The organism is Pedobacter sp. MR2016-24, assembly GCF_026239655.1.
In the GTDB taxonomy this organism is placed as follows: Bacteria; Bacteroidota; Bacteroidia; order Sphingobacteriales; family Sphingobacteriaceae; genus Pedobacter.
The window spans coordinates 476894-489450 of the sequence record NZ_JAPIVO010000007.1 but is presented as its reverse complement, the minus strand read 5'-3'; the positions used below and the strand labels follow the sequence as shown (position 1 = coordinate 489450).

Below are 12557 nucleotides of genomic sequence, written 5' to 3'. Positions count from 1 at the left end.
AAATTGCGGACCAATCACTTATTATGAAGTATATCCTGGGAATAGATATCGGTACGGGTAGTACCAAAGCCGTCGCCGTAGATTTTGATCACAGGGCATTTGACAGTAGTCAGCATTTTTATGCGACACAATCTCCTTCTCCGGGATACAGCGAACAACATCCTGAAGTCATCTGGCAAGCCTTTCAGAAAAGTATTTCGGAAATAGTTGAAAAGCTGGGATCAGCGCCGGTAGCTGTTAGTCTAAGCAGTGCTATGCATAGTTTAATTGCGGTAGATCATAATGGTGAATCCCTTTTGCCAATGATGACATGGGCCGATCAAAGGAGCGCCGGTATTGCAGAGAGATTACTTTCTGAAGATCTGGGCCTTGAACTTTATCAGGAAACGGGTACGCCTGTACATCCCATGTCTCCTCTATGCAAGATCATCTGGATCAGGGAAAATCAACCGCAAATCTTTGAAAAGGTAGCCAAATTTATTTCCATAAAAGAGTATATCTGGTACCGTTTATTCAACAGCTGGGAAGTAGATTATTCTATTGCTTCCTGCAGCGGCCTGATGAATACAGCGCAGATGCAATGGAGCAAAAAAGCATTAAATACTGCCGGAATTGGTTTAGCGCAGCTCTCTGCATTAGTTAGCACCAGCTACCTGAGAAAGGATTTTGAACCTCAGGAATTACCATTTCTTGAGGCAGGGACTCCATTTGTGATAGGTGCGAGCGATGGTTGCCTGGCTAACCTGGGATCAGGTGCGTTTAGACCCGGATCAGCAGCTTTGACTATTGGTACAAGCGGTGCACTGCGTGTGGCTAGTGATAAGGCAGTTTTTAGTATGAAAGCCATGACCTTTAGCTACCATCTGGATGAAAGTATATTTATTAACGGTGGGGCGGTTAATAATGGGGGCGTGGCCTTAAAATGGCATTTGAAAAATATTTTTGATAAGGAGACACTTACAGCAGCGGATTATGATACTGCATTGCGTGCAGCTGAAAACGTAAGGGCAGGAGCGAATGGATTGATCTTTTTGCCCTACCTGCAGGGAGAGCGGGCTCCGATTTGGGATTCCAGGAGCTGCGGCAATTTTTTTGGTATAAGTTTGAATCATCATCAGCAACATTTTACCCGTGCAGTGGTAGAAGGAATCTGTTTTGCATTGAATGATGTATTGCAGTCGCTAACTGAATCTGGTCAGCCTGTAGCAGAATTAAAAGTTAGCGGAGGTTTTGTCTCTTCGTCCGTATGGCTACAGATTATGGCAGATATAACCGGGAAAAAACTCATTAAGGTAAATACCGAAGATGCTTCGGCTACCGGAGCGGCTTACCTGGCTGTGAAAGCTATTGGTCTTGAAGAAGAATATCCTTTACCCAATCAGGACGAAATGGTTGCTATAGCGCCCAATCAGCAGGAACACGAAACTTATAAGAAGTATTTTAAAATTTATAAAAAATTATATCAGGATCTTAAAGGAACTATGCATGATCTGCATGATTTGCAAAACGAGATGATATAATCCCGTTTTGCGATCAATATCTTATTGATGCACTGAATTATAAGTTTTTACAAGGGATTGAATTGATTTTACATCAAAGCTATCCATAGCTTTAACCCGTGCTGTCAGGTCGGCATCGTTAGAAAATTTCTCCACTAAACTATTTTTAATATACTGTGTATTTGCATCAGATTTGCCTCCATCGGGTGTGATTTCCAGCATCTCACCAGTACCTGGCTTTTCAATATAATATAAAGCGCGTCTGTCACGTTTCGGCTGGTCGTTTTCATCATCGCCTCTGCCGCCAAAAGTTACTCCACCACCAAAGCCCACGCCACTGTAACCTCCTGTTCCGATTCCTATCCCTATTGAAGGCATAAAACGTACTCTTCTTTTTCTGGTTTTTTCGTTGCCTGTATTGCCTCCCATGGCGTATAGGTTTACAGCACCAGCTTCTACCAATTTAAAGAAACGATAATCCGTTTTTTTGTTTGTGACGAAAGGCTTGCTGACAAATGTAACGCCGTTCCAAAGAAACTCTTTAATTTCTCCAGCTTTGAACTGCTGAATATCTCCGTCATCTTTTTTTATGCTCACCGTCAGGTAGTCTGTTCCCTGGATAGTTCCCCTGATAAAATTACCGGTGTCAATCACTACAGCATCCTGTGCTATCGCGTTGAATGTCAGTACAGAAAATAATATAAAAATGCTAAAAAACTTCATTGCTTTCATAATGATCAAATAACGTGAATTCTTCTGAAAATGTTGTCATACTGATTTCAGATATTTAATACCAGCAATTGGTCATGATTTCACATAAATATCTTTTTTCCGGACCATTCTGATTGAAACATTGTTATAGTCTGAACTGTATTGCTTTAATGCTGAGTTTGTGCAGACTGCGCTTAGACATAGCTATGATATAGCCTGCACATAGGGTTGACATACCCGGGGCTATGTTAACCCTATGTGCAGGGAGGGTCTTCCCCGGGTCTTACAGATTTGTGAACAAATGTTATATAGTATTGACTATCAGTAGTGTGAGATTAAGTTAGTATATTGTATAATATTAATATAAAATCATACTGATATGGCAAAGTTAAAAGGTACCGATAATGGCTTCAGAGGCAAATTAGGTATAAATACAGTTTATGAACTGAACGGACAGGTAATTATGCGTGAAATTGGTGTAAGGGAAAAGCCTTTCACCAGTGCTGAGTTAGCTAATCAGCAGGCAATTACGCTGATCTCGTCTTTATTAAAACCTGCGAGGGAATTTATAGAGCTTGGTTTTGCGAGCGAAGCAAGTAAACATCCTACAAAAAACTATCACAATATGGCATATTCTTATAATTATAAGACGGCTATATCAGGGACTTATCCCGATAGATGTATAGATTTTGAGCGTGTTTTATTCAGTAAAGGTATCATGCCACTGGCGGAAAATACCTCAGCTTTACGAACAGATACAGGAATCTTGTTCGAATGGGATACCGCGCTTCATCATCCTGAATTTAAGGATACCGATCAGGTGATGTTACTGGCTTATTTTCCGGAAAGGAAAGTGTGTGTCGTGCAAACCACCGGTATTAGAAGAAAGCAGGGAGTGGCAGAACTGATCCTGCCAGATGCCAACCGGCCAATTGTATTACATACTTATATTTCCTTTATTTCTGCTCAACATAAAATAACTTCTGATAGTGTGTATACAGGCAAATTTGTCTGGTTGTCTAAATTATAGCAGCGGCATGTTATTCGGGTTTACACAGTTACAGACGACTGCGGAATAAATAGAATTTTTTGATTTGGCAATGACGTGGTCTATATTCGAAACCCAAAATAATTACGGTTCCCAGCGTATAAGCCAGCAGATCAATCCAGGCGAAAGAATTTCCCATGATTACGTTTGCTAACCGGGAATTTTGTAGTCCGGCATAATTGAGTATATGAAAGTATTGCGATATTTCAAGGAGAAAGGAGAATAATAAGACGCCTGATGCAGTTTTTCTAACCGGTGAATTAACCACACTTTTAATCACACCATATAAGAAGATCACTGCCAGTAAATCTCCTCCGTATGGCCGGATCATATCATCATGCGCATAAATTGCAATCAAGACTTCGGCGATGAACAAAGTTAAACTGATGCAGCAGTATTTTTTGTTGAAGGAGATCATGCAAAATTCTTTTATAGCATACAGAAAGCAGATATGACTTCCTGTATGCTTGTTAATAATTAATACTGCGGCTGTACGATAGATTTTTTATCCCAATCAATTTTGGCAGACAGATACATCAATGCAGCAACAATAATGAATGTTCCTATACCTCCGAACATTAACGCAAGATCCTGAAGCTGGATCAGCACATAGATAAAACTATAAAAGACAGTAAGAATACCACCGAACAGTATCGCAGGCTTTCTGCTTTTTAAAAGTGTAGCGATGAACACACTGATCAATAATACAGTCGCTACAGAAGCGATCAGATATGCAGCATTAAATCCCAGTTGCTCACTGAATGAAAGCAGTAATATATAATAGATGATCATGGCAGAACCGATCAGAATGTATTGCAATAAATGCACTTTCTTTTTGTTAAGGAGTTCTGTGAAAAATAGTGAAACAAAGGTCATTAATATGATAAGAATGGCATATTTTGCGGACCGCATCGTTTTCTGATATTGATCTACCGGAAGTATAAATTCTACACCGAAGGTTGCATCCAGATTAGTATTGGCATGTAATTCCTGATTCTGTGCGATCCATTGCTGCGCAAAAGGACGATTGAAATAGGGCATTTTCCATATAGCAGAAAAAGTGGTGTTTGTGATTGCTCTCTGCTCAGGCAGATATTTTCCCGTAAACTTAGGGTTATTCCAATTTCCATTTAGTTTGACAGTTGTGTTTTTGGCAATGTGTGTAAAATTGAGTTCATTGCTGCCACGTAGATTCAATTCGAAACTAAAGTCTGTAACAGTATTTTGGTTTTTTAGCTCTGGTAAGACAATCAGGTTATTACTGAACAATTTCAGCGAGCTGAAATCTGGTTCAACCGGATATGATGAGTTTCCTATTTGAATGGCCGGATTATTTTTTAATCCTTTGAGATCACTCATTCCAATGACGACTTTGACCTTATCCCACTGCACCATCAGAGGATCAATTCCTGACTTTTTAAGTTCCAGTGCGCCAAACCTTCCCTTAACATTAATTTTTGTGTTATATACTGCGGCATCAAATATGCCTCTGTGGAGTATTTCCGGGTTAGCCTGACTAACGATATCCAGCACCTCTGGCATCAGATAGATATTAGTAATTACTTCTTTTACGATTGATTTTCCACTTGAATCTTTTTGTATCACTGATGTTTTATACGGCAAGACCATTATTGGTCCCTCAATCAGCTGACTGCCTGACCATTTTTCAGATATTTCCCCGGTTACAAGTTCCTGCCGTAATTGTCTCTCTGAGATCAGGTTTTGTATCCAAACAGACGGGATAAGAAGAAGTAAAGTTATCACTCCTATGAGTGCGAGTTTAACCAATACAGAATCCGCCAGTCGCGGTTTAATAGTAGTCGCATTTTGTTGATTTTCAGTTGTTTGATTTTCCATGATTTCAGTTTTAAAAGTACTCTGTATTTCAAAGTAAATGAATAAAAAAATATTAGCTTTTTTGTTGTTTAATTAAATTTTCAAGAGCTTCCAGATGTTTTTTAAAGGCAGTCCGTCCTGCAGCTGATGCTGAATATTGTGTATTTGGTTTCCTGCCAATGAAGGTTTTGTTTACTGTGATATATTCCTCTTTTTCAAGCGCTTTCAGATGGGAGGCAAGGTTACCATCTGTTGCATTCAATAATTCTTTTAATGCATTAAAATCGTAATGCGTATTCGCAACCAGTACGCTCATGATCTGCAAGCGTAACCGGTTTTCAAAGGCTTTATCGAATTGTTCCAGTATTTTCACTGATTATATTTAAAATGCATTAAAGAACCATAAATAATATGCAATACGCCGAAACCTAAAGTCCAGAATATAATACCATAACCAGGGAACAGCGCAGCAAAAAGGCCCAGTATAATTTCGCAGAAACCCAGCCATTTTACACCGGAAAGGGTGTAGTGACTACCTGAAATTAGCGCCAGACCGTAAAAAAGCAAACAAGCCGGCGCTATGATGCTGTAATTTCCCCGAATTAACAGGATGAATATAAATAGTCCGCCTGTAATTAACGGGATAGAGAGACTGATCAGCAATCGCCGGCTGACCGGGTTCCAGGCACTTTCCCCCTTTTTATGCGCTTCACGTATAGTTAACCAGACACCAGTTAGCAGAGCGCATAGAAGGACGATAGCTGCAATAATAAATAGTTTGGCCAATACTTCACTTTCATTGACATAGTTATTTCTATAATCCAGATCATAGGAATTACCATATACCACCTTAAAGCCAAGAAAGGCTCCGATTAAGGCATAGATACCAGCCATGACACCTGACATTCCGCTAAGTGAAATGAACTTGGCAGAGCGTTCCATCAATGATCTGATGGAGCTTAGTTCTGAATAAATATCTTCTTCTTGCATTTTTGAAAGAACTTTGAGTTACAAAGTAAAAGATAATATTTTAATAATGCAAGCTAAATTTAAGGTGTAAAAGAAGCATCCTGTAAATTGATACAGGATGCTCTCATTTTAATCTTCGCCAACAGGTTTTTGCTGCTCATACATCGTATGCGCAACAGTGCTGTCTGGCAGAATATTACTCATTCCCACCTGTACTTTATTTTTAATGCCGGATATGACTTTATCTTTTCCCGTCATTAATGCATGATATCCATCCTGTGCTACATCTGCCGGATCTGCTTTTGCGTCTTCATCCTGCACCGCCTTACTTTCATTCATCTCGGCTTTATTAAAAAAGTCAGTGTCTGTTACGCCTGGCAGCAGGGCAGTGATTGTAATAGCTGTTTCTTTTACTTCCTCACGGATAGCTGCTGTGAAGGAAAGTACAAATGCTTTTGTACCATGATATACCGACTGCCAGGGACCTGGGGTTTTGCTCGCTATGGAAGCCAGGTTTAATATTTTTCCGGAATTTCTGGTAACCATATCTTTCAGGAAATCCTTGGTTAAAATAACGAGGGCAGATATATTCAATTCAATTATATCCAATTCCCGGGAGATATCAGTGTCTTGAAATTTACCATAAATACCCTGGCCCGCATCATTTACCAAAACGTCAATTTCGATACCTAAATTTTTGACTTCCTGATAGATTGATCTTGTCTCATCCCTGTTAAACAGGTTCTTGGAGAGGGTCGTCACCTCAATCCCATAAGCGCTGAATTCTTTGGCCCTGTTATCCAGCGCCTGCTGATCTCTGGAAACGATAACAAGATTGTATTGGTCTTTTGCAAATAGCTTTGCCAGTTCATAACCGATTCCACTGGTCGCTCCCGTAATCAGGGCATATTTTTTTGTGTTTGACATAGGACTTGATTTTTTAAGTAGATGTCAGCAAGAACAATATTAACAACTAAGAGTTTACAAAAAATAAATCTGGCAGGGAATAATCAGATCAATAATTTCAGGCATAAAAAAAGCAGATATTTATGAATATCTGCTTTTTTTATGCCGATGAAAAACTAAACTTCTGTGTAAGGAGTTTCGCCTGTTTTATATTTAACTTCCAGGTCTTCCTTAAACTGTTTTGCTTTATTCACCCATTCAGGTGCTTTGTCCTGCAAATCATCAACAATTGATCTGCCGTTAACATCCTTTTTCGTCACATATTTAATTGCACCGTATACTGCGGCGCCTATTAATGCTGTTTTTAATAATCCCATAGTTTTAAATTTCTGATGTACCTATGTAACAGCGTAATTCCACAAATGTTCATGAAATTTTCAAATCATCATTTTACAATAATTAAATATTACATTAACATAGAATTTGGCACCATAAATGATACGCCAGCTTATTATACTTCAGATATGAAAAAAATTGTATTAGCGCTCGGCTGTTGTTTATCCTATTACGTATCGTTTGCGCAAAATGCGCCCAATGTTATTCCTCAGAACAACATTGTAAAAGATACAGCTCGTCAGACAGATTTGATTGATATAGGAAAAGCTTTATTTCGTATCAGCCCAAAAAAAATAAGAGAGCAGCGTGATAAAAAACTCTATTTTTCTATTCTGCCCAGCAGTAGTTCTCCAGGTGGTAGCGGACGTGTACTGATCACGAGTACTACGGCTGGTGTATATCTTGCATCTAAAAAGACTACAAATCTATCCAGTGTTACTTTTGCGCCTTACTGGAATTTTGGCAGCCGTTTTGGTCTTCCTCTGCGTTCTAATATCTGGTTGCCAAATAATACCTGGAATATTCAGGGAGATACCCGTTTTCTTGTTTATCCGCAGTATACCTGGGGGCTGGGTGATGGAAAAAGTGAAAGTGAAAAATTATTGGTAAATTATAAATATATCCGTTTTTATCAAAATGCCTTAAAGAGGATCAAACCTTATTTCTTTGCTGGATTAGGTTATAATCTCGATTATCGTTTTAATATTAACAGCGATGATCCGAATACAACACTAAAGGATTATACAGGTTACGAATATGGAACGGGTAAGAATTCTTTTTCTTCCGGGATCAGTCTGAATTTGCTTTATGATACAAGAAATAATTCGATTAATCCTTTGCCGGGAATGTATGCTAATATGGTTTACCGTATCAATCCTGCATTTTTGGGTAGTAATGACAGCTGGAGTTCAATTTATACTGACGTCAGAAAGTACATTTCTTTGAATCCGGCTAAACCCAATCAGCAAAATACACTGGCTATATGGTCATATTTCTGGACCACTTTAAATAGTAAAACTCCGTATCTGGATTTGCCAAGTACAGGCTGGGATCCCTATAACAGATCGGCCAGGGGAATGGATCAAAACCGATACAGGGGTAGATCTTTGTTTTATCTGGAAGGGGAGTACAGAAGGGATATTACAGAAAATGGCTTATTAGGTTTTGTGGTATTTACCAATGTTAATACAGTAAGCGGGTCAGGATCTTTATTTACGTCATGGCATGCTGCGGCAGGTACGGGATTGCGTATCAAATTCAATAAAGGATCTAATACAAATATTGGTATAGATTACGGACTGAGCAAAGGATACAGCAATGTAATGTTTAGTCTTGGGGAAGCATTTTAGGTATGTGATTTTTGCAGGCACCAGGTGGTCATGCAGCGCAGATTCTGAACATTGGTAGTTTTTATGGGTTCGTAAAGATACCCATTTAATGATGCTGTATATTTTAATAAAAACTCTTCGTTCACTAGAAAACGCTCAGAACCATCTGGTAATAAATAGCGTTGGTTCCCGAGAGGTTGTACCAGATGTGCTATGCCTATATCGGAGGCCAGCCTGGCAAACAGATATCCTCCGGGTTTTAGCACATCCCACATCCTTGTGAGCATTTGATGAAAATGTCTCTCATCACGTGCAAAATGTAATACGGCACTGGAGATCAGCAGGTCAAAATAGTCATTAGGAAATGACATGTCTTCTGCAGTTGTGATCTCGAAATTTGTGAGTTCATTTTTCGGAGCAAGTAATTGAGAAAGTGCCTTCACTTGCATGATTGCAGCTTCATTAGGATCTATTCCATAAACTTCAAATCCGTTCCTTAGAAAGTAAACGAGGTTGCGACCACCCCCACAACCAGCATCTAATATTTTTCGACAATGCTTAAAACGGTCTTTTAACAATTGATCAAAGAGATAAATATCAATGTTTCCGTAAAGTTGTTCTAAATTATTTTGCATGTTTATTTGTGTGATTGGTGCTGAAGGCATCTGTTTCACCGGCGAATATAACAAGATCTCATTAATCATTCTTGCATTACATCAATGATCAGGATAAAAGCTATTTGTATATGCAGGCGACTAAATTATAATTTAGTTCTTGAATTTGTCAAGGGAAATGTTTTATTTGAGCTATATTCATATACGGTGACGGCACTGGAATGAAAAATTGACTATATAAAAATTAGCATATGAGTACAGAAAATCTTAGTGAGGAATTGAATAAAAAGATTGAGCAATTGGTAGCGGAAGGCAATGTTCTGGTTGATGAAGATGATTATGTATCAGCACTTGATAAATTTGAGGATGCGCTTGACTTAATACCTAATCCGAAAAGCAGTTGGGACGAAGCGCTTTGGATCTACGCAAGTATAGGTGATATGCAGGTGTTTACGGAAGACTATGAATCTGCTGCTGAGAATTTTTTCAATGCTTTGAATTGCCCGGATGCACAGCAAAATAGCTTTTTACACTTAAGATTAGGACAGGCATTATTTGAACTTGATGATAAAGAAAAGGCTCTTGACCATCTGCTCAAAGCCTATGAAATTGATGGCGAGGAAATCTTTGATGATGAAGATCATAAGTACTATGACTATTTAAAAGCAAATATGTGATGAGTTGCGAACCAATCGGTTTGAGACAGCATTTTATCAAGACAATATAGCCTTCAAAATCTTACAGCCAAAAGATCCTGTCTATAAGGAGGCGAAGTGATGATGTCAATTCCAGCAGATATTCTAATGATTTTGTCCAATTCAGCATTCGGATCAATCATAACTATCTATTTGATAGTGTCTGAAGAATAATTTCTTCTTCCTGTATTTTCTTGTTTAATCGTTTTATAATAGATAAATCAGGATGGCGATTGAATTTTTTACGGGAGGAACGAGTGAAAATCAAAAATAATGTTTGGACATATATCAATTAGAGATATTAATTAATTAAATTCGTTTTTTAGGACACTACGCGAACAGTATATTTGACAACGCCAACGAGCCATTTGGCGAGACGAACGGTTTATTTTTCATGGGGCGAAGAATACAAAAACTTATATTTAATTGATGTTATTGAACTGTGTTATTATCGAAGATGAAAAACATGCTATTGAATTATTGCAAGAGCATATTGAAAGCATGCCTTATCTTCGTCTGCTTAAAGTTTACTCCCAATCTATAACTGCGCTTACCGAGATAAGTGCAAATGATGGTATAGATATCATCTTTATGGATATTGAAATGCCAGGAATTTCAGGGATAGAGCTGGCGAAGAGTTTACGTGATAAAACCCGGTTTCTTATATTCACGACTGCCTATCATCAGTATGCTGCGGAAGCTTTTGAACTGGAAGCTTCTCAATATATTATCAAGCCAGTTACTTTTGCCAAATTCGCGACAGTGATAGATAAATTAGCGAAAAATCTATTTAAGACGGAAAAAGACGCAACTGTTGAGAATAATCATGAGGAAGATATCTTTCTGAAAACGGGGATGAAAAATAAAGTGATCAGAATAAACCCCGCAGATATTGTTTACCTCCAGTCGCATGATAACTATGTATGCGTGCATACGGACAAGGAAATGGTAGTTGCTTATTTGACGCTCAAGGAAGCTGAGCGGTCATTTAACAGGAATGGACATCTGATACAAGTACACAGATCTTTTGTTATTGCTAAAAGTAAAATACAAATGATAGTTGGTAATACTGTAAAGATGAGTGTAGGAAAGGATGTTCCTGTAGGAAATGCTTTCAAGCATGTATTTTTTGATTATATAAAAAAACAAACAATATCGTCCGGACGCAAATAGTCCGGACGATATCGATATCTTATCTTAAATTAATACCACTCGTCATTGTAATTGTTACAGAAGTGGGATCACCTGTTGGATCAGTAGGTTGATTTCCATAAGAAATTGTTTGCTGATTTGAAGATTTAAAAACGAATAAAGTAGTTTTTGTTAACTTGCTGTTTTTTTTAAATGATGTCTGTTTCATAATGTTTTTTTAGAAAATTATGAACAGCGTCTCCCTCATTATAAAGTATTACGCCAAATGCCAATTCAATTACGCGAAAGGACGAACGACACAAAAAACAGCCTGATTAAAGCGATAAAAAGGCATAGGTACCACTTCATCGTATGGACTGTTTTTATCGCTTATGAGATACTGATTGCTGGAATTTTTAGTGGATTTTATTCAAGTTTTACCAATTATGCACTGCACTATTTTTTCAATATTGTATTGTTTTATAGCCATGCATTCCTGTTATTTCAAACTTTATGGAATGGCAAAAACAAATGGTCGAAATTCAGTTTGCCATTTCTTATCCTAATTGAGATCGCATTATATGTACTTGTCGTTTATAGTTTTGAGATTTTTTTTACTAAATATCTCCATATCGTCGTTTTACAAAAAACTGCTTTTAGTAAAGCATATGTTAGCCGTACGGTCTGGCGGGGCTTGTATTTTATTGGCTTTAGTACAGCCTATTATGTGATTTTACGCAATCAATACCGTAAACAGCAAATGGAGGAAATGGAGCGGCAAAAACTCCTTAGTATTATCCAGCAGGAGGAGGTCAAAAATGAGTTGATGCGAACGCAGAATGCGTACTTAAAATCACAAATCAATCCTCACTTTTTAATCAATACACTCAGCCATTTGTATAATGAAACCAGGAAATTAGCTCCAAAGGCTGCGGAGAGCATTATTTCATTATCTGATATGATGCAATATGCGCTGAGTAAAGAAGTAGCTGCAGGGATGATGCGTTTGCATGATGAGATTAAGCTGGTAGAGAATTATCTCCATTTACATCAGGCAAGGCAGGTTCATCCGGCAGAGCTCTCTCTGGAATATGATGAAGAATGTCAGAAATTGAATTTTATTCCTTTGGTATTGATGACTTTAGTGGAGAACATATTGAAACATGGTAAACTTGATCAGCCTGATCAGCCTGCTATTATCAGGATAACTGTTGAAAATAGTATACTTCATATCCATACGTCAAATCTGAAATCCGTTAATCCTAAGGCTAGCGGGCATGGAATGGGACTTAAGAACATTAAAGAACGTCTGATCCAGAGCTATGGAGATAATGCAACTTTTGACTATGGTTCGGATGAGAAAAAGTATTTTAATACAGATATTTTCATCACTGTCCCGTAATGGTGTGACCAATATTTCAATA

15 protein-coding genes are annotated in these 12557 nt (G+C 38.1%); 6 read left to right on the top strand and 9 right to left on the bottom strand.

Annotated features, from left to right (window positions below):
* Positions 1-23: 23 nt before the first annotated feature.
* On the top strand, positions 24-1520 hold the full coding sequence (locus tag OQX62_RS20760; RefSeq protein ID WP_265833565.1) for a gluconokinase: 1497 nt from the start codon (positions 24-26) through the stop codon (positions 1518-1520).
* Positions 1521-1541: 21 nt separating this feature from the next.
* Here the strand turns inward: OQX62_RS20760 and OQX62_RS20755 are convergent, their stop codons facing one another.
* The gene (locus tag OQX62_RS20755) at positions 1542-2231 is read right to left on the bottom strand and encodes a hypothetical protein (RefSeq protein ID WP_265833564.1); all 690 of its coding nucleotides are present in this window, start codon (positions 2229-2231) and stop codon (positions 1542-1544) included.
* A gap of 358 nt (positions 2232-2589) precedes the next feature.
* Here OQX62_RS20755 and OQX62_RS20750 point away from each other — a divergent pair, with 358 nt between their 5' ends.
* Positions 2590-3240, top strand: coding sequence for a DUF6266 family protein (locus tag OQX62_RS20750; RefSeq protein ID WP_265833562.1), 651 nt, complete (start codon positions 2590-2592; stop codon positions 3238-3240).
* Positions 3241-3268: 28 nt separating this feature from the next.
* On the opposite strand, the gene OQX62_RS20745 is transcribed toward OQX62_RS20750, so the two are convergent.
* The 6 genes from OQX62_RS20745 to OQX62_RS20720 all read right to left on the bottom strand — a co-directional run bounded on the left by OQX62_RS20745 (position 3269) and on the right by OQX62_RS20720 (position 7346).
* Positions 3269-3676 (bottom strand): DUF2809 domain-containing protein, encoded by a 408-nt coding sequence (locus OQX62_RS20745; RefSeq protein ID WP_265833561.1) that lies wholly within the window; start codon positions 3674-3676, stop codon positions 3269-3271.
* A gap of 59 nt (positions 3677-3735) precedes the next feature.
* Positions 3736-5115: a cell envelope integrity protein CreD gene (gene creD, locus OQX62_RS20740; protein WP_265833560.1), complete on the bottom strand. Its 1380-nt coding sequence runs from the start codon at positions 5113-5115 to the stop codon at positions 3736-3738.
* Between the two features lie 52 nt (positions 5116-5167).
* Positions 5168-5467: a winged helix-turn-helix domain-containing protein gene (locus tag OQX62_RS20735; protein WP_265833559.1), complete on the bottom strand. Its 300-nt coding sequence runs from the start codon at positions 5465-5467 to the stop codon at positions 5168-5170.
* A complete protein-coding gene (locus tag OQX62_RS20730; protein WP_265833558.1) occupies positions 5464-6084 on the bottom strand; it encodes a hypothetical protein in 621 nt (206 codons plus the stop codon). The genes OQX62_RS20735 and OQX62_RS20730 overlap by 4 nt, the downstream gene beginning before the upstream one ends.
* Before the next feature lie 108 nt (positions 6085-6192).
* Positions 6193-6990, bottom strand: a complete 798-nt coding sequence (locus OQX62_RS20725) for an SDR family NAD(P)-dependent oxidoreductase (protein ID WP_265833557.1) — start codon at positions 6988-6990, stop codon at positions 6193-6195.
* Positions 6991-7145: 155 nt separating this feature from the next.
* Positions 7146-7346 carry a YtxH domain-containing protein gene (locus OQX62_RS20720; protein ID WP_265833556.1) on the bottom strand — a complete coding sequence of 67 codons (201 nt, stop codon included), beginning with the start codon at positions 7344-7346 and terminating at the stop codon, positions 7146-7148.
* A gap of 147 nt (positions 7347-7493) precedes the next feature.
* Here OQX62_RS20720 and OQX62_RS20715 point away from each other — a divergent pair, with 147 nt between their 5' ends.
* Positions 7494-8714 (top strand): BamA/TamA family outer membrane protein, encoded by a 1221-nt coding sequence (locus OQX62_RS20715; protein WP_265833555.1) that lies wholly within the window; start codon positions 7494-7496, stop codon positions 8712-8714.
* Here the strand turns inward: OQX62_RS20715 and OQX62_RS20710 are convergent.
* Positions 8711-9328, bottom strand: coding sequence for a class I SAM-dependent methyltransferase (locus tag OQX62_RS20710; protein WP_265833553.1), 618 nt, complete (start codon positions 9326-9328; stop codon positions 8711-8713). The genes OQX62_RS20715 and OQX62_RS20710 overlap by 4 nt on opposite strands.
* 230 nt (positions 9329-9558) lie before the next feature.
* Here OQX62_RS20710 and OQX62_RS20705 point away from each other — a divergent pair, with 230 nt between their 5' ends.
* A complete protein-coding gene (locus OQX62_RS20705) occupies positions 9559-9984 on the top strand; it encodes a tetratricopeptide repeat protein (protein WP_265833552.1) in 426 nt (141 codons plus the stop codon).
* 447 nt (positions 9985-10431) lie between these two features.
* Entirely contained in the window at positions 10432-11175 is a 744-nt protein-coding gene (locus OQX62_RS20700; protein WP_265833551.1) for a LytR/AlgR family response regulator transcription factor, read from the top strand.
* Positions 11176-11194: 19 nt separating this feature from the next.
* Here OQX62_RS20700 and OQX62_RS20695 read toward each other — a convergent pair whose 3' ends face one another.
* Entirely contained in the window at positions 11195-11362 is a 168-nt protein-coding gene (locus tag OQX62_RS20695) for a hypothetical protein (RefSeq protein ID WP_265833550.1), read from the bottom strand.
* A gap of 57 nt (positions 11363-11419) precedes the next feature.
* On the opposite strand from OQX62_RS20695, the gene OQX62_RS20690 reads away from it, so the two are divergent.
* On the top strand, positions 11420-12535 hold the full coding sequence (locus OQX62_RS20690; protein WP_265833548.1) for a sensor histidine kinase: 1116 nt from the start codon (positions 11420-11422) through the stop codon (positions 12533-12535).
* The last annotated feature ends 22 nt before the right edge of the window (positions 12536-12557 follow it).

Coding starts and splice junctions, on each gene's coding strand:
- OQX62_RS20760 (WP_265833565.1), top strand. CDS start 24: ATGAAGTATATCCTGGGAATAGATATCGGTACGGGTAGTACCAAAGCC.
- OQX62_RS20755 (WP_265833564.1), bottom strand. CDS start 2,231: ATGAAAGCAATGAAGTTTTTTAGCATTTTTATATTATTTTCTGTACTG.
- OQX62_RS20750 (WP_265833562.1), top strand. CDS start 2,590: ATGGCAAAGTTAAAAGGTACCGATAATGGCTTCAGAGGCAAATTAGGT.
- OQX62_RS20745 (WP_265833561.1), bottom strand. CDS start 3,676: ATGATCTCCTTCAACAAAAAATACTGCTGCATCAGTTTAACTTTGTTC.
- creD (WP_265833560.1), bottom strand. CDS start 5,115: ATGGAAAATCAAACAACTGAAAATCAACAAAATGCGACTACTATTAAA.
- OQX62_RS20730 (WP_265833558.1), bottom strand. CDS start 6,084: ATGCAAGAAGAAGATATTTATTCAGAACTAAGCTCCATCAGATCATTG.
- OQX62_RS20725 (WP_265833557.1), bottom strand. CDS start 6,990: ATGTCAAACACAAAAAAATATGCCCTGATTACGGGAGCGACCAGTGGA.
- OQX62_RS20720 (WP_265833556.1), bottom strand. CDS start 7,346: ATGGGATTATTAAAAACAGCATTAATAGGCGCCGCAGTATACGGTGCA.
- OQX62_RS20715 (WP_265833555.1), top strand. CDS start 7,494: ATGAAAAAAATTGTATTAGCGCTCGGCTGTTGTTTATCCTATTACGTA.
- OQX62_RS20710 (WP_265833553.1), bottom strand. CDS start 9,328: ATGCAAAATAATTTAGAACAACTTTACGGAAACATTGATATTTATCTC.
- OQX62_RS20705 (WP_265833552.1), top strand. CDS start 9,559: ATGAGTACAGAAAATCTTAGTGAGGAATTGAATAAAAAGATTGAGCAA.
- OQX62_RS20700 (WP_265833551.1), top strand. CDS start 10,432: ATGTTATTGAACTGTGTTATTATCGAAGATGAAAAACATGCTATTGAA.
- OQX62_RS20695 (WP_265833550.1), bottom strand. CDS start 11,362: ATGAAACAGACATCATTTAAAAAAAACAGCAAGTTAACAAAAACTACT.
- OQX62_RS20690 (WP_265833548.1), top strand. CDS start 11,420: ATGCCAATTCAATTACGCGAAAGGACGAACGACACAAAAAACAGCCTG.